16 protein-coding genes are annotated in these 19,056 nt (G+C 62.4%); 12 read left to right on the top strand and 4 right to left on the bottom strand.

Going from position 1 to position 19,056, the window contains the following annotated elements; translation table 11 throughout:
* Positions 1-2: 2 nt before the first annotated feature.
* Both G6N43_RS28070 and G6N43_RS28065 read right to left on the bottom strand, forming a co-directional pair.
* Positions 3-1,097: an acyl-CoA dehydrogenase family protein gene (locus tag G6N43_RS28070; RefSeq protein ID WP_083150477.1), complete on the bottom strand. Its 1,095-nt coding sequence runs from the start codon at positions 1,095-1,097 to the stop codon at positions 3-5.
* Complete coding sequence (locus tag G6N43_RS28065) at positions 1,090-2,229, bottom strand: acyl-CoA dehydrogenase family protein (RefSeq protein WP_083150640.1); 1,140 nt, start codon at positions 2,227-2,229, stop codon at positions 1,090-1,092. Before G6N43_RS28065 ends, G6N43_RS28070 begins: the two co-directional genes overlap by 8 nt.
* A gap of 98 nt (positions 2,230-2,327) precedes the next feature.
* On the opposite strand from G6N43_RS28065, the gene G6N43_RS28060 reads away from it, so the two are divergent.
* Positions 2,328-3,092: an enoyl-CoA hydratase/isomerase family protein gene (locus tag G6N43_RS28060; protein WP_234810062.1), complete on the top strand. Its 765-nt coding sequence runs from the start codon at positions 2,328-2,330 to the stop codon at positions 3,090-3,092.
* A gap of 28 nt (positions 3,093-3,120) precedes the next feature.
* On the opposite strand, the gene G6N43_RS28055 is transcribed toward G6N43_RS28060, so the two are convergent.
* Both G6N43_RS28055 and G6N43_RS28050 read right to left on the bottom strand, forming a co-directional pair.
* On the bottom strand, positions 3,121-3,978 hold the full coding sequence (locus tag G6N43_RS28055) for an enoyl-CoA hydratase (RefSeq protein WP_083150475.1): 858 nt from the start codon (positions 3,976-3,978) through the stop codon (positions 3,121-3,123).
* A gap of 82 nt (positions 3,979-4,060) precedes the next feature.
* Positions 4,061-5,131 (bottom strand): acyl-CoA dehydrogenase family protein, encoded by a 1,071-nt coding sequence (locus G6N43_RS28050; protein ID WP_407664854.1) that lies wholly within the window; start codon positions 5,129-5,131, stop codon positions 4,061-4,063.
* A 249-nt stretch (positions 5,132-5,380) separates the two neighbouring features.
* Between G6N43_RS28050 and G6N43_RS28045 the strand changes: the two genes are divergently transcribed.
* The 11 genes from G6N43_RS28045 (at position 5,381) to G6N43_RS27995 (ending at position 18,936) form a co-directional block, all read left to right on the top strand.
* Entirely contained in the window at positions 5,381-6,814 is a 1,434-nt protein-coding gene (locus tag G6N43_RS28045; protein WP_083150474.1) for an FAD-dependent oxidoreductase, read from the top strand.
* Positions 6,815-6,948: 134 nt separating this feature from the next.
* Entirely contained in the window at positions 6,949-7,782 is an 834-nt protein-coding gene (locus G6N43_RS28040; RefSeq protein ID WP_083150473.1) for a mycofactocin-coupled SDR family oxidoreductase, read from the top strand.
* Between the two features lie 314 nt (positions 7,783-8,096).
* The gene (locus G6N43_RS28035) at positions 8,097-8,807 is read left to right on the top strand and encodes an MlaE family ABC transporter permease (protein WP_083150638.1); all 711 of its coding nucleotides are present in this window, start codon (positions 8,097-8,099) and stop codon (positions 8,805-8,807) included.
* Complete coding sequence (locus tag G6N43_RS28030) at positions 8,804-9,652, top strand: ABC transporter permease (RefSeq protein ID WP_083150472.1); 849 nt, start codon at positions 8,804-8,806, stop codon at positions 9,650-9,652. Before G6N43_RS28035 ends, G6N43_RS28030 begins: the two co-directional genes overlap by 4 nt.
* 53 nt (positions 9,653-9,705) lie before the next feature.
* Positions 9,706-10,995: an MCE family protein gene (locus G6N43_RS28025; RefSeq protein ID WP_234810061.1), complete on the top strand. Its 1,290-nt coding sequence runs from the start codon at positions 9,706-9,708 to the stop codon at positions 10,993-10,995.
* A 25-nt stretch (positions 10,996-11,020) separates the two neighbouring features.
* Positions 11,021-12,049: an MCE family protein gene (locus tag G6N43_RS28020; protein ID WP_110810337.1), complete on the top strand. Its 1,029-nt coding sequence runs from the start codon at positions 11,021-11,023 to the stop codon at positions 12,047-12,049.
* A complete protein-coding gene (locus G6N43_RS28015) occupies positions 12,046-13,278 on the top strand; it encodes an MCE family protein (RefSeq protein WP_083150469.1) in 1,233 nt (410 codons plus the stop codon). The genes G6N43_RS28020 and G6N43_RS28015 overlap by 4 nt, the downstream gene beginning before the upstream one ends.
* A gap of 8 nt (positions 13,279-13,286) precedes the next feature.
* Positions 13,287-14,603, top strand: a complete 1,317-nt coding sequence (locus G6N43_RS28010; RefSeq protein WP_083150637.1) for an MCE family protein — start codon at positions 13,287-13,289, stop codon at positions 14,601-14,603.
* A complete protein-coding gene (locus G6N43_RS28005; RefSeq protein WP_083150468.1) occupies positions 14,600-15,736 on the top strand; it encodes an MCE family protein in 1,137 nt (378 codons plus the stop codon). Before G6N43_RS28010 ends, G6N43_RS28005 begins: the two co-directional genes overlap by 4 nt.
* A 1-nt stretch (position 15,737) precedes the next feature.
* Positions 15,738-17,174 (top strand): MCE family protein, encoded by a 1,437-nt coding sequence (locus G6N43_RS28000; protein ID WP_083150467.1) that lies wholly within the window; start codon positions 15,738-15,740, stop codon positions 17,172-17,174.
* Positions 17,175-17,421: 247 nt separating this feature from the next.
* A complete protein-coding gene (locus G6N43_RS27995; RefSeq protein WP_220100596.1) occupies positions 17,422-18,936 on the top strand; it encodes a class I adenylate-forming enzyme family protein in 1,515 nt (504 codons plus the stop codon).
* Positions 18,937-19,056: the final 120 nt, after the last annotated feature.

The following is a 19,056-nucleotide window of genomic DNA, read 5'->3' as shown; positions in this document are numbered from 1 at the left end:
GCCTAACTCTTCCGGGCCATCAGCCGGCTGTGCATCGAGAGCGCGGACGAGCCGCCTGCGATGATCGGATACAGCTCGTCGGCTCCGTGGTCCGCAACGAGGCAGCCGAGCACCTCTGCCCAGAATGCTGAGTTGCCGTACTCCTCTCTCCACGACCACAGCCGCCGCGTGTGTAGCTGTAGCGGATATTCCAGGGTTATCCCGATGGCGCCGTGTACTTGGTGTGCGGCGGCCGCCGCCGTGGTCGCCGCATCGTTGGCGAGGATCTTGGCTGCGGGAAGTTCGAACCAACGGGCGCCTCGCTGTATCGCAGAAGTTGCGCCCTGGGTTGCCAACGCGACGAGTGCCGCTTGCTGTGCACCGCAGACGATATGAGCCTGGACAGCTTGAAACGATTGCAGTGGCCGCCCGAACTGAAACCGGTTATGTGTAAAGGAATTCGTCAGTGTGCTGACTCGGGCGAGCGCGCCGCTAATGAGTGCGACGCGGGTGAGTGCACCCCGGGCCCGTAATTCAGCATGGCTGACGCCGGCGGGTGCAACAGCTAGAGCGTGGGCTCGAACCCTGTCGAGAACTAGGGTGTCGCGCGGTTCGCCGGCGACGTTCTCTCCCGGAAGTATGTCCGCTTCGGCGGCCGGGAATCTGACGACAACCGTATTTCCGTCGTTGCCGATCGCAAGGCCGACGACGTGATCAGCGAAGCGGGCCCAGGGGACACGCTCGACGCGCCCGCTGAGGCGAGACCGGGCATCGACGACGAGTACGTTGCCGCGGCGTGGCGGAATGGCCGTGGTGACTCCGGGCTCCATCGCCAGGTCGCAGGAGGACAGCAACCACCCGGCCAGTACGCCGCTTTCTGCGATGGGCAACGGTGCGGCGTGGCGACCGACGATCTCCAGGACGGCGATCGCGTCACCGAGTGACCCGCCCACGCCGCCGTACCGCTCCGGGACTGAGATCCAGGGCATTCCGATCTCGGCCGCGACGTCCCAGATCGTGTCCGACCAACCGCTGGTTTCGGCATCCGCGCGCCGTCCGACTGAGCACGCAGCCTCGAGCGCCTGGTCGACGATATCGGTGACCAGCGGATCAGGCATGGGCGAGATCCTTCGCAACCACCTTCCGCAGGATTTCTACGGTGCCGCCGCGAATGGTGAAGATCGGGGCGTTCAATACCGCGTGGGCAAGCAGGCGATCGAAACGGGCCGCGGCCCGGGTAGTCGGCTCGATATCTACCAGCCCTCGAATCAGCTCGAGCATGTCCTGCTCGTATCGGGTCGCCATCTCCTTGACCAACGACGCCTCCGCGGCTGGCAGCCGGCCCTCGTCGAGGGCGCGCGCGGTCGAGAGCGACATGTTGCGCAGGCCCCAGAGTTTCGCGCTGATACCGCCCAGAACCCGTTTGGCATGTGCCCCTAGCGTGCTGGGCGGGCATGTGCGTACGAACCCTTCGACGACGATGTACGTCGAAAGCCAGCGTTCCGGCCCGCCGCGTTCGTAGACGAGTTCGGATGTGACCTGTTCCCACCCCGCTCCCGGGCTGCCGAGGACGCGGCTGTCCGGAACAAAGACGGCCGTCAGGCTGACTTCGCAGAAGTCGACCGCGCCGGTCATTGTGGAAATGGGGCTAATTCGCACGCCCGCGGAGCGCAGGTCGATGATCAGCTGGCTCAGACCGCGATGTTTGTCGTCCTCGTTGCTGGTGCGCACCAGCGCGATCATCCAGTCCGACTCGTCGGCGCCACTGGTCCACACCTTCGTGCCGTTTACCTCCCAACCGCCGTCGACGCGGGTTGCACGCGTGCTGATCGCTGCGAGGTCACTACCGGAGTCGGGCTCACTCATCCCGACGCAGAACGCGATCTCCCCCGAACAGATCTTCGGCAGAAATTCGAGCTTCTGCGACTCGGTGCCGTAGCGCGCAATGACAGCGCCGCTTTGACGGTCGGCGATCCAATGGTGGCCGACGGGCGCACCCCAGCGCAGCAGTTCTTCGGTGACGATAAAGCGCTCGACCGCGGTCCGATCAGCGCCGCCGTAGGCGCTCGGCAACCCCATTCCCAGCCAGCCGTGACGCGCAAGCTTGCGGGAGAATTCGCGGTCTCGCGGCGCGCCCATGCCCAGCCCAGGCTCGAACTGACCGCGTGGCAATTCGGCCATGAGGAACTCGCGGACCGCCTGCTGCAGCCTGAGTTCCTCGGCGGATAGCTCAACGAACGCAAAGTGCATGGATACCTCCGTCGGCCGCGACATTATCATACTAATGACTTAGTATGTTCTTTGGCATCAGCCTGACGCGACCCCGCTCTCGACGACCAGGAGGAGCTGTGCCCGAAACCGTTTCGGTGAATGTGGACCGCCAGTGTCACGTTGCCGTTGTGGAGTTCAGGCGACCGCCGCTCAACTACTTCACCTCCGAGCTCATCGGCAAAATCGCCGACGCGTACGAGGCGCTAGATGAAGATCCGGAATGCCGGGCGCTGGTGCTGGCTGCGGCTGGACGCCATTTCTGCGCCGGCGCCGACTTTCACGGGGAGAGTGCGCAGGCGTTCAGTACGGCTGCGCTGTACGAACAAGGTCTACGGCTGTTCGCCGCGCGTAAACCAGTGGTGGCCGCTGTTCAGGGCTGCGCCATCGGCGGCGGACTGGGGCTTGCGCTGTCTGCCGACTTCCGGGTCGCGACACCATCGACACAGTTCCGGTGCAGTTTCGCTCGGTTGGGAATCCACCACGGCTTCGGCATGACGGTTACCCTGCCTGCCGCGGTCGGCAGGCAGAATGCGTCGCTATTGCTCTACTCCGGCGGCAGAGTTACCGGCCAAGAGGCGAAAGCGATGCAGCTCTGCGATTTGGTCGTTGTCGAAGATGAGTTGCGCTCTGCTGCAGTAACTTTAGCCTCGGAGATTGCCGCAGCAGCTCCACTCGCTGTTGGCGGCATTCGGGAGACTATGCGGTGCGGCCTTTACGAACAGGTCAAAGAGGCGATGGCGATCGAGAACGCCAAGCAGGACCGTTGTCGGGCCACTTCAGACTTCGCCGAAGGGGTCCGCGCGATGCACGAACGGCGGATCCCGACGTTCACAGGCGTATAGGTCAAATCCAACCGGAGGCCAAGCGCGCTTAGTTGGCGCTCCGGTGTCGATCGCGAATGATGCCCACCCCGGCCGGATCTATCGGTCGGCCGTGGATTTGCATGTTGTTGGAATGACCCAGCTGATGCAACGCGAACGCGGATTTCAGTGCCGCCCACTGACCTTGGACATCGAGCGTGTCATTAACGGACTGTTTGGCCAGCTTGAGTCCCATACTCGGCGACTTCGCAATGTGCTCGGCGAGTTGTGTCGTGGCCAGGGTCAGCTGCTCGGGTTCGACTATGCGATTGATCATCCCGAGCTGATATGCGCGCTCGGCCGAGATCGGGTCGCCGGTGAAAAGCAGTTCCTTTGCGTGTCGGGCGCCCAATTCCCAGGGGTGGACGAAGTATTCATGGCCGTTCATGCCGAACGCCACGGCTGGATCGGAAAACTCAGCGTTGCTCGCGGCGACGATGAGGTCGCAGACCCAGACGAGCATCAGGCCCGCCAATATCACCTTGCCGTGAACTTCGGCGATGGTCGGCTTCGGGAAGTTCCGCCATCGCCAACAGAGTCCCAGATAGAGCTCTTGCTCCATCGCCATCCAGCCCTCGGCGCCGGGACGGTCGAACCCGCCGCAGCAGGTAACCGTTTTGAATTCGCCCATCGGTGTCCGGTCGCGGAGGTCATGACCCGCCGAGAAGTGAATGCCGTCGGCGGCGAGGACAACTACCCGAGTGTCATCGCACAGGGCCGCACGGTCGAACGCAGCGCTCAATTCGTAGAGCATCTGGCGGTTCTGTGCGTTGTGAACCTCCGCGCGGGCCAGCGTAATTCGTGTTACGCCATTGACCGGTCCTTCAAAGCGGATGGTGGTCGGCTGCGGGTCTTCATTGTCGGTCATCAGGCGGCTCCATTTGGGTCGATCTTGGCGGGTGTCGCATGGTTTGCCATCGGCGAAATAAAAAGTGCCACACGTATCTGCGCTAACCCGGTGCATTGCGAGCTGCACCCACCCGTGGGTCGGCCGGCAGCTTGAGGACTCGTTCCGCGATGATGTTGCGCTGGATTTCGTCGGACCCCCCCGCAATGTGGTAGCCGGGAGCCCCAAGGATGTGCTGGGACCACGCATAGGTACCCCATTCGCCGGTATCCGCCGCGATGCGCGCACCAAGAATTCGCATCGCCGCCTCGCCTGTGTAGGTCAGGCTGCGGACCCACGCCAGTTTGCGAATCGATCCCTCCGGGCCGGGTGCGGCCCCGGCTTTGGACCCTGCAGCAATCCGTTGATTCGTATAGTGCAGCACGCGGTTATAGGTGAACGCCTTCATGAGGTTCTGCCGCACGAGCGGGTCGTTGGTCACTTCGAGGTGACGCGCAAGCTCGAGTAATCGCCGGAAGGAACCACCTGGAGAGGTGTGCTGCGAAGTGGATCGCTCGTATCCCAGTGTTGTCAATGCCACCCGCCACCCTTCGCCGACCTCGCCAATCCGAAGGCGGTCGGGCACGCGGACGTCGTTGAAGAAGACCTCGTTGAACGATGAGCCACCGGTCATCTGCCGGATCGGACGGATCTCGACGCCGGGAGTGTCGAGTGGGACGAGAAATACGGTAAGGCCGTCGTGCTTCGGGAGCGACCGATCGGTACGACAGATGGCCTCACCGTACTGGCACACGCGGGCACCGGAAGTCCACACTTTCTGCCCGTTGATAATCCAGCTGTCGCCATCCCGGACAGCATGGGAGGTGAGCGAAGCTAGATCGGAGCCTGCGCCCGGTTCGGAGAACAGCTGACACGCCAAGACCTCCGCGCGTAACAGCGACGGAATCATCGACCTGCGTAGGTGATCGTCACCGTGCATGCGGATGGTGGGTGCCACCAGGCCCAACGTCACTGCAAGGATCTCGGAGGTCTCGGGGGTCTCGAAAGCCGCTTCCTCTTTCCGAAAGGCGCGGTCGAACTCAGCAGAAAGTCCTCGCCCGCCATATTCCGTTTCCCACGCGATTGCGCCATAGCCGGCGTCATACTTTGTCGTCTGCCAGGCTGCCGCGGCCATTGTCTTCTCGGCTTCGGCGACGGGGTCGACGCTCGGGAAGACATCGACGGAGTCGGACCCGACGCCCCATACGGGCGGTTCGCTAACTCGGTTTCGAGGAGGGCGGGGTGGGAGTCGTGCGGCAAGCCAGGCGCGGGCCTCGGCTCGGAAATTCTCCACCGCTGAAGTCAAGATCGTCACCCCATCTCGTCAACTAGTGCACCGTACCCTTATATACTAAGTCCTAACTTAAATATACGGGAGGTCCGAATGGGACACGCGCAGCCCGACTACGATGTTGCCGTCGTCGGCTCCGGCGCGGCGGGGCTCTGCGCGGCGCTCGAGGCTGCAGCTCGCGGCGCCACGGTGCTGCTCATCGAATCCCAGCCGGAGCTGGGCGGCTCGACAATGCTCTCCGGTGGGATTGTCATGGCCGCCGATACCAGCGTGCAGCGTGCAGCGGGAATCAGCGACAGTGCCGAGGCCCTGTGGCACGACTACACATATTTCAATCAATCGGCCGTCGAGCCCGGCATCGCTCGGCACCTGGCCTATAACAGTGGTCCGGCGGTCGAATGGCTCATCGAGCACGGTGTGCGGTTCGTCCGCGAACTGGTTTATGCCGCCGACGAACCCGTTCCCCGCTCGCATGTGCCAACCAGGGGCGGAGCAGGCATCGTCAAGGCGCTCGTGTCGGCGATCAAGGAGCGGCCAGGCGTCGACATCGCGGTGGGGCAGCGCATCAGTCGGCTGGTGACCGACGGCCACAGGGTGATTGGCGTCGCTGCCGGCGACGATGTCATCAACGCGGGAGCGGTGGTCATCGCCACCGGGGGGTTCGGCGCCAACAAGTCATTGTGGTCAGCTCACATGCCGTCGCTGACTCAGGCCGGCGCGATGGGTTGGTATGTCGGTGGTGCAGGTGCGCAAGGCGACGCGTTTCGCTTCGCCGCGCAAGTCGGTGCGGAAATCGTCGGCAACGACCGCGGGCTGATCGTTCCCACGCCGGGGTTTTTCACCAACCTCGAGGTGTACTTTCCTGGCTGGCTCATGATGGTCGATCGGACGGGTCAGCGCCGCGTGGATGAGTCCGCGTCTTACTCGATCATGGAGTTGGCATTCAAGAGGTTCGGGCCGCTGTATGCAATCTTCGACGAGACGGCGAAACGTGCTGCTGCAACAGGAGTCCCACCCGAATACAAGCAGGCGGTGCCGGGAATGGAAGCCGCCACGTCTTCGAACTGGGTCGAGCCCGTGATCGACGAGATGGTCGGACGCGGCAAGGTGTCAAGGGCGGAAACTCTTGGCCGGCTCGCTGACTCACTCTCGGTCCATGTCGCGGGGTTGGAAAATGCGGTGGCCCGTTACAACGACTTCGCGCGCTGTGGTGAGGACGTTGACTTTCGCAAGGGCGCCAGATTCCTCCGACCGATCGCCGCGCCACCGTTCTATGGCTGCGAACTCCGGTTGGGAATCCTCGCGCTGACCGCCGTGGGGCCGCGCATCGACGCCGACGCTCGGGTGGTGGGCCAAGGGGGTGTGCGCATCCCGGGACTGTTCGCCGCGGGGGAGTGCGCCGGGGGCGTGCTAGGAGGCGTCTATATGGGAAGTGGCAACTCAATGGCCAATTGCGTCGTGTTCGGCCGAACTGCTGGGGCCGGTGCGGCGCAGGAAGCGATCGCAGGGCGCAGGGGAACCTCTTAGAGCCGGAATTGACGATAAGCACCACCATGTCTGTTTCTAGGACGGACTAAGAGGTCGGGCCGCGCCCCTTGCCGATGTGCCCTTTCCTAAAATAAACTAACCCCTCACTTAGCAAACGAATCGGAAGGCTGACGATGGGCACCTTGGAAGGAAAGGTCGCATTCATCACCGGGGCAGCGCGGGGCCAGGGCCGCTCTCACGCCGTCCGCCTCGCAGAGGAGGGCGCGAGCATCATCGCCGTCGACCTGTGCGCACCGATAGAAAGCGTCGAATACCCACTGGCAACGTTGAGCGACCTCGCGGAGACGGTGAAGGTCGTCGAGGCGCGGAATGGCGAGATCACGTCCGCGGTGGTTGATGTGCGGGACCATGCCGCGTTGCAGGCTGTCTTCGACGATGGCCTCGCTCGATTCGGAAAGGTCGATATCGTCGTCGCCAACGCCGGCATACTTCCGGTCATCGGTGCGGGCGGCAGATCGCTTGCAGCGTGGACCGATGCGATCGATGTGATGCTGACTGGTGTTTTCAACACCATCGACGTAGCGGCGCCGACGCTTCTGAGCCAGGGTACGGGGGGCGCCATCGTGATCACGAGTTCGACGGCGGGCCTCAAGGGCAGCATAAGTAAATCGCCCGAGGCGGCGACCCCGGGCATGCTCGGCTATATCGCCGCCAAACACGGCGTCGTTGGCCTCATGCGAAGCTATGCCAACGCATTTGCCGCGCACAACATTCGCGTGAACACCGTCCACCCGGCTGGCTGCAACACTCCGATGATCGGCAACGAGGCCTTCGGGGCTTGGATCGCGGAGAACCCCGCTATGGCAGACAATTTCAAGAATCCATTGCCAGTCGATATGGTTGAACCGATCGACATCTCCAATGCTGTCGTGTGGTTGTGTTCGGATCAGGCGCGCTATGTCACGGGTGTGACGCTGCCCGTCGACGCTGGATTTACCGTTCAATGACCTCACGTGCCAGCACCGATGTCGGGGGCGGCGGACCAACAAACCAATCGGAGGTGATCCCACACCCCCAGGGTCGACCGCAGGGCCGTGCTAGCGGAGCATCGAAAACGACACTCGGACAGAGGTGTTTGGACGGCGTAGACGTCGATGTACAGCAGGATCCACATCGCACCCCTTCGAACCTGCCGCCGAAAGCCGAGGCTCACGAACCGATCGTCGCCGACGGCCGGAAGACGCGTCGCCGCCGAGGGCTGGCGAGGGTCTCCTCAGGCCCCGTCACCAAACCCGTCGTAGTGCTGGGTGGATTCTTCGCGATGGCACTGGACACGATGGTGTTTATGGTCCGGCCACCGTTTGCCTGGCGTGAGTTCTTGTTGCAGTCATGGTTTGTGGCGCGGGTGTCGTTGCTTCCGACGATGATGTTGGCAATTCCGTTCACCGTGTTGATGATCTTTACGTTCAACATCCTGTTGGTCGAGTTTGGGGCTGCGGACTATTCGGGTACCGGGGCGGCCTACGGTGCGGTGACTCAGATCGGTCCGATTGTGACCGTCTTGGTGGTCGCGGGTGCGGGTGCCACCGCGATGTGCGCGGATCTGGGAGCGCGCACCATCCGCGAAGAGTTGGATGCGTTGCGGGTGATGGGCGTGAATCCGATCCAGGTACTGGTGGTGCCTCGGGTCCTGGCGGCGACGGTGGTCGCGACACTCCTCGCATCCGTCGTGATTCTTGTGGGATTGATTGGCAGCTTCGTGTTTTCGGTGTACATCCAGCACGTCACACCAGGATCGTTCGTGGGAGGCCTGACTGTTATCACCGGGGTTGCCGATGTAGTGATTTCGATCATCAAAGCCGCGTTGTTCGGCCTGAGCGCGGGCCTGATCGCCTGCTACAAGGGAATTTCGGTGGGCGGCGGTCCAGCCGGTGTCGGCAACGCAGTGAATGAGACTGTGGTGTACACGTTCATGGCCTTGTTCGCAATCAATATCGTGGCGACCGCGACTGGCGTGCAGGCAACGCTATGACGGTTGCACGAACTCCCTATCCCCGGCTGCGCCGCACGGCGCGGGGCTGGGTCGACGGGTTGACCAGGATTGGTCTGCAGGCCCAGTTCTACGCGCAGACACTGCGCTCGATCGGGGATGCATTTCTTCACTACAAATCGGAGATCGTGCGGCTGATCGCTCAGATGAGCATGGGCGCAGGGGCTTTGGCGGTGATCGGCGGAACCACCGTTATCGTCGGTTTTCTGACGCTGTCGACCGGCGTACTGGTAGCCATTCAGGGTTACAACCAGTTCGCTGATGTAGGCGTGGAGGCGTTGACCGGCTTCGCATCGGCTTACTTCAATGTCCGGCTGATCGCGCCCGTGGTCGCAGGTATCGGGCTGGCCGCCACGATCGGTGCCGGTGCGACCGCGCAATTAGGCGCGATGCGGATCAACGAGGAGATCGACGCGTTAGAGGTAATGGGGGTGAGGTCGGTCGCCTACCTGGCCTCCAGCCGAGTGGTGGCCGGAGTGATTGTGGTGATACCGCTGTACTGCGTTGCGGTGATGTCATCTTTTCTGGCTGCGCGATTCGGTACGACCGCCGTGTACGGCCAATCCACGGGTGTGTACGACCACTACTTCAACACATTCCTCAACCCGACGGACTTGATCTGGTCGTTCGTTCAGGCGGTGTCGATGTCGACGGTGATCATGTTGGTGCATACCTATTACGGATTCACCGCCTCGGGCGGCCCGGCGGGCGTGGGTGAGGCCGTCGGCCGTGCCGTACGCACGTCGCTGATCAGTGCGGTGTTTGTGGTGTTGTTCTTGTCCTTGGCGATCTACGGCCAGTCTGGGAACTTCCATCTGTCGGGATAGCGATGGCAACCGGCAGAAAGAGAAGTCGCGTTCACCCCGTGTGGTGGGCGGTGATGCTCTTCGTGGTTATCACCGCGATGGTGGTGGTGTCATCGACGCTATTCGCCGGTACGTTTCGGTCATTTGTCCCGGTGACGTTGACATCGGACCGTTCCGGGTTGGTGATGGAATCGGGCGCCAAGGTAAAGATGCGTGGTGTCGAGGTCGGCCGGGTGTCTTCCATCCGCGGCGGCAGCCGGCCGGTGAGCCTGAAGTTGGAGCTCGATCCGGATCAGGTCCGTTACATCCCGGCCAACGTGGAGGCCGAGATTCGCGCCACGACCGCCTTCGGCGCGAAGTTCGTCGATCTCATCTATCCGGATGAACCGAGTGTGCAGCGGTTGTCGGCGGGTGCGGTGTTGCGCGCACGCAATGTCAGCACAGAGGTGAACACGGTCTTTGACAATCTGGTGGGGATCCTGCATCAGGTTGATGTGGCCAAGCTGAACGCGACGTTGACCGCGTTGGCTGACGGGGTGCGGGGCCAAGGCGAGCGGATCGGACAGGCAATCACCGACGCTAACGAGGTGCTGCTGGCAGTCAATCCGCGCATGGGCACGGTCGGCCAAAACTGGCGTTCGTTCAAGGACTTCAGTGACGTTTATGGTGCTGCGGCCCAAAAGATTCTGACCATCATGGACCGCGCAAGCAACACGAGTACGACCATCACGAATCACGCCGATGACCTAGATGCTTTGCTGCTGAACATAATCGGATTTTCACACAGCGGTACCGATGTGCTTGCCCCGAACAAGGACAACCTGGTCAACGCGGTCAACGGCCTTGAGCCGACGACGAATCTGTTGATGAAGTACAACCCTGAATACACCTGCCTGCTGGTCGGCGCGAAGTGGTATTTGGACAACGGTGGGTACGACGCGCTAGGCGGTAACGGACGTACGTTGCTGGTCGACGCAGGGATTCTGCTTGCGGATGACCCGTACCAGTACCCAGACCACCTCCCGATCGTCGCGGCGAAGGGCGGTCCGGGCGGCAAGCCCGGCTGTGGGTCGCTGCCGGATGTTTCCAAGAACTTCCCGGTGCGCCACTTGGTCACTAACACCGGGTGGGGGACAGGGCTCGACTTACGGCCCAATCCTGGGATCGGTCATCCGTGTTGGGTCAACTTCTTCCCGGTCACCCGGGCGGTGCCCGAGCCGCCGAGTATCCGGGAGTGCATCCCCGGGCCTGCGATCGGCCCGGTCCCTTACCCGGGTGCGCCGCCCTATGGCGCCGATCTGTACGCCGACGATGGCACTCCGCTGTGGCCGGGTCTGGCATCGCGCGCGCAGCCACCGCGGTGATCGTCGTGAGTCGAGAAAGGTCGCTGTGAAGGACAACCTGAAGGGTGCGGTCTGGCGTTTGGCCGTGTTCGTCGTGGCCTGCCTGGCGGGAGCGTTCGCGCTGTTGGCGATCTTCGCGGAGTTGCGTTTCCAGGAAGAGACAACGTACAAAGCCGAATTCACCAATGTGACCGGCCTGGAAACAGGCGATTTCGTACGGATCGGCGGTGTTGAGGTCGGCAAGGTCGACAAGATCACGGTCACCCGCGACGCGATCGCGGTGGTGGAGTTCTCAGTCGACGAGACCGTGGTGCTCACCGAGGGAACCCGCGCGGCCATTCGGTGGGCTGATCCGATCGGCGGGCGTTATCTTGCGTTGGAAGAAGGGACCGGGGGGGTAAGGAAACTCACTGCAGGCCAGACTATTCCGATCGGACAAACCGAACCTGCGCTGGATTTGGACACACTGCTCGGTGGCTTTCGACCGCTTTTCCGGGCGCTGGATCCCGAGCAGGTCAACGCCTTGTCGGCGCAACTGATCCAAGCTTTCCAGGGACAGGGTGCGACCATCGGATCGTTCCTGAATCAGGCTGCGGCGGTTACCAATACCCTGGCTGACCGCGACGAGCTGATCGGGGAGGTCATCGGAAATCTCAACACGGTGCTGGGGTCGCTGGGTGAGCAGAGCGCCGAGTTCGGCGAAGCGATCGATTCACTTTCGGAGTTGGTGAACGGATTGGCCGCTCGCAAGGCGGATATCCGCAACGCGGTGGCGTACACGAATGAGTCGGCGGTAACAGTGTCCGACTTGCTGTTGCAGAGCCGCGCGCCGTTTCAGAAGGTTGTGAACGAGGGCGATCGCGCCGCGGCCGTTGTGGCCGCGGATCATGCCTACTTCGACGACCTGCTGAACACTTTGCCCGACTCATACCAGGTGTTGAACCGCATGGGTATCTACGGTGACTTCTTCACCTTTTACCTGTGCGACGCGGTGCTAAAGCTCAACGGTAAGGGCGGACAGCCGGTGTATGTGAAGGTCGTCGGCCAGGACACCGGGCGGTGCGCTCAGAAATGAGATCGTTCTCCGAGCGCAGCCCCCTGGTCATCGGTGCCATAGGCATCACGTTGGTGGCCGGGGTCGTGTTGGCGTCATTGCAGTACAAGAAACTGCCGTTCATAAATTCAAGCCGACAGTATTCGGCCTATTTCACCGAGGCTGGCGGGCTGAGATCCGGTGCCGCCGTGCAGGTTGCCGGATTTCGGGTGGGCGAGGTGTCCAGCGTGAAGTTGGACGGCCAACGGGTGCTGGTCACCTTCGAGGTCGACAAGAGCATCGATCTGGGTGATCGGACCGAGGCGGCAGTCAAGACCAAGAGCTTGCTGGGTGCCAAGATCCTAGAAGTCAGTCCACGGGGCGACGGTGAGCTGTCCGAAGCGATTCCCACCGACCGCACCACCGCCCCGTACCAACTGCCCGACGCCCTCGGAGATCTGGCCGCGACGGTCGGTGACCTGAACACCACCACCCTGTCGGACGCATTGGCGACGCTATCCCAGACATTTGCCGACACCCCACCGGATTTGGAGATCGCTGTGCGCGGGGTGGCGAGGTTCTCTCAGTCCTTGAACGAACGGGATAAGCAGCTCCGCGAGTTGCTGGCCAACGCGAACAAGGTCACTACAGTGCTGGCAGAACGCAGCGATCAGGTCGTGCACCTGGTCTCCGAATCCAACTCGCTGCTGGCGGAATTGGCAACCCAGAGCAGTGCGCTGGACCGGATCTCGCTCAGCCTTTCGGCACTGGCCAGTCAAGTGTCGGGATTCATCTCCGACAATCGGGCTGAGTTGGGCCCGGCGCTGGAAAAGCTCAATGGTGTCCTTGCAATTGTCGACGACCGCAATGACCGCGTCCAGACCGCCATCAAGCTGCTCAACAACTACGTGATGTCACTGGGTGAATCCGTGGCCTCGGGGCCGTTCTTCAAGGCGTACGTGGCCAACCTGCTGCCCGGACAATTCGTTCAGCCCTTCGTCGAAGCTGCGTTCTCCGATCTCGGCCTGGATCCGAACGTGTTACTGCCCTCCGAACGTATCGACCCGCCGACCGGCCAGCCCGCCACCCCAGCGCTGCCGATGCCGTTGCCCCGGACGGGTCAGGGCGGCGAGCCGCATCTGACGCTGCCCGATGCGATTACCGGGAAACCCGGAGACCCTCGCTACCCCTATCGGCAGCCGCCACCGATTCCCACACCGGGTGGGCCGCCGCCAGGACCGCCCGCCGGATCGCCGTCGGAAGGTGGCTGACGATGAACATGTCAAACAACGCCAGGAACGTACTCGCTGTGGTGCTTGTGGTCCTCACCGCAGGGGGTTTCGTGGTCGCCCAGCGTTGTGCGGGCATAGCCGCACGCTCACATCTGGTCGCGTACTTCGACAACAGCAATGGATTGTTCACCGGTGACGAGGTACTTGTGCTGGGGGTACCTGTCGGTGAGATCGACAGAATCGAACCGCAGCCCGATCGCGTCAAGGTCTCGTTCTGGGTGGATGGGTCGGTGAAAGTGCCCGCCGAAGCGAGGGCGGTGATCCTGTCACCGCAGCTGGTCACCTCCCGGGCAATCCAATTGACACCCGCATACGCCGGTGGGCCGGTAATGGCCCCTGGGTCGGTGATTCCGTTGCACCGCACCGCTGTGCCGATCGAGTGGGATGACCTGCGTGTGCAGCTGGAAAAGCTCACCGAGACTTTGCAACCCACTCACCCCGGTGGGGTCAGTACGCTGGGTGCGTTCATCAACACCGCTGCGGACAATGTCCGCGGCCAGGGCGCCAATATCCGCGACACCCTCATCAAGATGTCGCAGATGTTCTCCACCTTCGGGGACCACAGCGGCGATATCTTCGCCACGATCAAGAACTTATCGATTCTGGTGTCGGCATTGCAGGACAGCACCACACTGCTCAAGCAGCTCAACCAGAACCTGGCCGGCGTGACCGCACTGTTGGCCAACGACCCTGACGAGGTCGGCGCAGCAATCCGTGACCTCAACACCGCGGTCGGTGACGTGCAGAGTTTCGTGGCAGAGCACCGAGAGGCGTTGGGTACCACGACTGACAAGCTGTCGTCGATATCGCGCTCCGTCTACGACAGCCTTGACGACATCAAACAGACGCTGCATCTGGCCCCGACAGCTTTCCAGAACCTGCTCAACATCTTTCAACCGGCGCAGGCGGCGCTGACCGGTGCCCTGGTAGTGAACAACTTCGCCAACCCAATCACCTTTCTGTGCGGGGCAATCCAGGCCGCCTCACGCCTAGGTGCCGAGCAGGCGGCGAAGTTATGCGTGCAGTACCTCGCTCCGATCATCAAGAACCGTCAATACAACTTTCCCCCAATCGGATTGAACCCATTCGTCGGCACCCACGCTCGGCCCAATGAAATCACTTACAGCGAGGACTGGATGCGACCGGACTACGTGCCTCCTGCAGCGGCTGCTGCGGACCTGGCTGTACCCGTCGTCACCGCGGAATCGGCGGCGCCGGCCTCACCACCGCCGGCCCCACCCGTGGCAACGGATCCGTCCGCCGGGCTTGCCGGCATCATGGTGCCGGCGGCGGGTGGATCATGACGCGCACGTGGTGGCGTCGATGTGCCACCGCTGCGCTGCTCGTGCTGGTCGCCGGGCTGCTGGGTTGTCAATGGCGAGGGCTTAACTCCCTGGCGATGCCAGGCACTGAAGGCGGCGACGCCGGAGCGTTTGAGGTGCAAGCCCAGTTGCCCGATGTCGCCACCATTCAGCCGAACTCCCGCGTGCGAGTCGGTGACGTCAATGTCGGGACCGTCACCAACATCGAACGACAGGGCTGGCATGCGCTGATCACGATGAGGCTCAACGGTGATGTCGACCTGCCGGCAAATGCGACCGCCACCGTCGGGCAGACCAGCCTGCTGGGCGCGCTACATATCGAGTTGGCGCCACCAGCGGGTGTTGCACCCCAGGGCAAATTGCACGACGGCTCGTTGATCCCGCTGTCAGCGGGAGGTACCTATCCGTCGACAGAGCAGACCCTTGCCGCGTTGTCACTGTTGCTCAACGGCGGCGGAGTCGGTCAGATCCAAGACATCACCACGGCTTTCGCCACCGCATTCGCCGGTCGGGAGGACGACCTTCGCAGTCTTATCGAGCAGATCGACCAGTTCGTCGGACACCTCAACAGTCAGACCGGCGACATCATCGCGGCCACTGACAGCTTCAACGACCTGATCGGTCAGTTTGCCGAACAAAAGCCTGTGCTGGACAGGGCGTTACAAACCATCCCCGATGCGCTGACCGTCCTCAAGGACACCCGTGCGGATCTCGCCGAAGCGCTGGATCAGTTCGGCCAGTTCAGCGCACTCACCGCTGATGCGGTCAATCAGAGCAAGGCGAACCTGGTCAAAGAGCTCAAAGATATGGGGCCGGTGTTGGAATCGCTTGCGAATGCCGGCCCAGCCCTCACGCGTTCTTTGGACTTCCTGAGTGTTTTTCCGTGGACCAAGCCGACGCTCACCAACTGGGTGCGCGGCGACTACGCCAACATGACCGCAATCATCGATTTGACGCTCAGCCGCATCGATTCCTCGCTGTTCACCGGCACCCGATTCGAAGGCGATCTGACCGAACTGGAGATTCAGTGGGGCAGGACGATCGGGCAGAAGCCCAGCCCGTACACCGCGTCCAACCCACTCGTGGTTCCCTATCACCTGGATCAGGGGCCTTGACGTGCATCTGAACCGGCGGATCTGGATTCAGCTGGCCATCTTCGTGGTAGTCGCGGTCGTAGCCGGCACTCTGATGGTCTTTGTCTATATGAAACTGCCCGCCACCTGGTTTGGCGTCGGCCGCTACACCGTGACGGTGCAACTTCCCTCGGCGGGCGGACTATATGCCACCGGCAACGTCACTTACCGCGGCACCGAAGTCGGCAGAGTCGAAAGTGTGCGCCTCACCGATACCGGTGTCGAAGCGGTGCTCTCGCTGAAGTCCGACATCGAAATCCCAGCTGACCTCGAAGCGGAGGTGCATAGTCAATCCGCGATCGGCGAACAGTACGTCGCTCTGCTGCCACGCAGCGCGACCGCCCTACCGTTGAAGAACGGCGACGTGATTCCGCTGGACCGCACGAAGGTACCCCCGGACATCAACTCGCTGCTTGACGCGCTCAACCGCGGGCTGCAGGTCATCCCACCAGACAACCTCAAAACTCTGATCGACGAGAGTTACACCGCCGTAGGCGGATTGGGGCCCGAGATCGCATGGACGGTCAAGGGCAGCACCACATTGGCCATCGATGCTCGCAGAAATCTCGATCCGCTGATCACTCTGATCGATCAATCGCAGCCGGTGCTCGACTCACAAACCCAGACAGCCGAGTCGCTGCAGGCGTGGGCGGCGAACCTCGCCACCGTCACCGACGAATTGCAAAACCACGACGTTGAGTTCGGCGGACTCCTCCAAAATGGCCCTGCCGCAGCCGATGAGGCGCGCCAGCTCATCGACCGGTTACAGCCAACACTGCCCGTGCTGTTAGCCAACCTGGTGAGTATCAACAACGTCGCGATCACCTATCAGCCCGCTCTCGAACAGCTCTTGGTGCTGCTGCCGGCGGGCACGGCGAACATGCAGGCGACGCTCATGGCGAATCTGAACACCAAACAGGACTACAAGGGGCTGTTCCTCGACTTCAACCTGAACCTGAATCTGCCGCAACCATGCACCACCGGCTTTCTCCCCGCACAGCAGCAACGCCCGCCAACTTTTCAGGACGCGCCCGACCGTCCCGCCGGCGACCTGTACTGCCGGATACCACAAGATGCGCCCATCACAGCCGTGCGCGGAGCGCGAAACATGCCCTGCCTCACCCGCCCCGGCAAACGCGCACCCACAGTGAAGATGTGCGAAAGCGACGAGCAGTACGTACCACTGAACGACGGAAACAACTGGAAAGGCGACCCAAACGCGACCCTCTCGGGGCAAGACATACCCCAATCGTTTCCAACCGAAAATCCGTTGCCCCCAAGCACGCCCATCGCGGTCGCCCAGTACGACCCCGCCACCGGCACATACATCGGACCCGACGGACGCCTCTACACCCAGACCGACCTGGCGCACATGCAACCCCATGACCAGACGTGGCAGAGCATGCTCATGCCGCCTTGATAGGAGTGCATCGCTAGGTGCGACCCCCCACAGTTGTCGTCACCGCACTCCCACGGCGCAGGCCTTGACGTGCAATCGGATCGTACTAAACTGAGCGCTTAGTATATTTTTGACCTACGGAGACCGTATGGCATGTGAGTTCGGAGATTCGGCCGCGAGGCCCTATGAGGACTGGTGGGGCACAACCGTGCGACGCCGGAGGGAAACACCGCGATATCTCGTGTGGGAACCGCGGCGAATGTCGTTGGTGGGTTTTCTCGACGATGCAGCTCGCTGGGCCGACCGTGAATTCCTGGTCGAGGCGGGGCGCCGGGTGACCTATCGCGACCATGCCGCCGCGGTCAATCGCGCCGCAGCGATGATGGCGGCCCGTGGCGTCGGACCAAATGCGCGGGTTCTGGTGCTGTCGGCGAACCACATCGAGGCGATCGTGGTCTGGTGGGCTGCGCTCTGGCTCGACGCCGTTGCCGTCATGGGTAACGCCTGGTGGAGCTCCGTCGAGATCAAGGCCGCAATCGACGAGGTCGACCCGGTACTGATCGTTGTGGACGACAAGCGCATGAAGCGTGTCAGTACAACTGCCGCAATTGTCATGAATTTGGCCGAGTTCGAAGACGATGAGGCGACCGGACGCGATACGGCAGAGCCGCCGCCAGGTCTGCTGAACCACGACGAAGACCGCCCCGCGACGGTCATATTCACCTCTGGCACGACCGGCCACCCGCGCGGTGTCGTCTTATCGCACCGATCGCTGATCTCGACCATCCACAACTTGCTGTACGCCAGCCGGCAACTCCCGCAGCAACTGACTGACGACACCCCCGCCAAGTCCAGTCTGCTCGGTGTCCCCTTCTTTCATATGTCGGGCATGCAGTCGATGCTGGTGGGGCTGCTCACCGGAGCCAAGCTCGTGCTGCCGTCCGGCGGGGCGTTCGACGCGCGGGCGACGCTCGACCTGATTCAGAACGAGAAGCTGACCTCGTTTGCCGCAGTGCCGACGGTGATGGGCCGTCTGGTGAACCACCCGGATACCGCGGAGTACGACCTCTCATCGGTGAAGTCGATCAACATGGGGGGTATGCCGATTCCCCAGTCGCTGTTACCCCGGGTGCGTGCCCTGTTTCCAGCGGCCGCCGAGCGCGTGTCGACGATGTACGGTCTCAGCGAATCCGGAGGCCCGCTGACCACATGTTCCAGCCGTGATCTCAGGGGAAGGCCCTGGTCCTCGGGCAGCCCGCTCCCCGTGGTGGAACTGCGCATCGACGGTCCCGGCGAGGACATGGTCGGCGAGGTGGTGGCACGTTCCCCGGGCAACATGAATCAGTACTGGGGCGGCATGGATGCCACAGTCCTCGACGAAGACGGGTGGCTGCACACTGGCGACCTCGGCCGGCTCAGAGACGGTCACCTGCAAATCGTCGGGCGCTCGAAGGATGTCATTGTGCGAGCGGGGGAGAACGTGGCGAGTCCGCATGTAGAGGCTTGTCTGCTCAGTCACCCTGAAGTGCGGGAGGCTGCCGTGTTCGCACTCGATCACGATGACCTCGGTGAAGAGGTCGCCGCCGTCGTCGTGCTTGTCGACGGTTCATCGCTGAACGAATACGACCTGAAGGCGTATGCAGCGCAAAATCTTGCGTCCTTCGAGGTGCCTTCGGCTTGGTGGATTCGGAATACCGCTTTACCGCTCAATGCCAGTGGGAAGGCGAGCAAGACCCAGTTGAAGAGTGAATGGCCGCACGCCGGCACGTCGGCGGTGCCCTGAAGCCTTTGCGCAGAACGCGTCTCAATTCCACATGACAGCCATCAGAATGCCATCAGAAGAGGTCCATCGATGCATCAGATACACCGAAGCGACATCAGGCATCGCATCATTGGTTCCCTG

It is taken from the genome of Mycolicibacterium moriokaense (assembly GCF_010726085.1).
In the GTDB taxonomy this organism is placed as follows: domain Bacteria; phylum Actinomycetota; class Actinomycetes; order Mycobacteriales; family Mycobacteriaceae; genus Mycobacterium; species Mycobacterium moriokaense.
The sequence above is the reverse complement of the archived record's forward strand: the minus strand, read 5'-3'. Positions and strand labels throughout refer to the sequence as shown.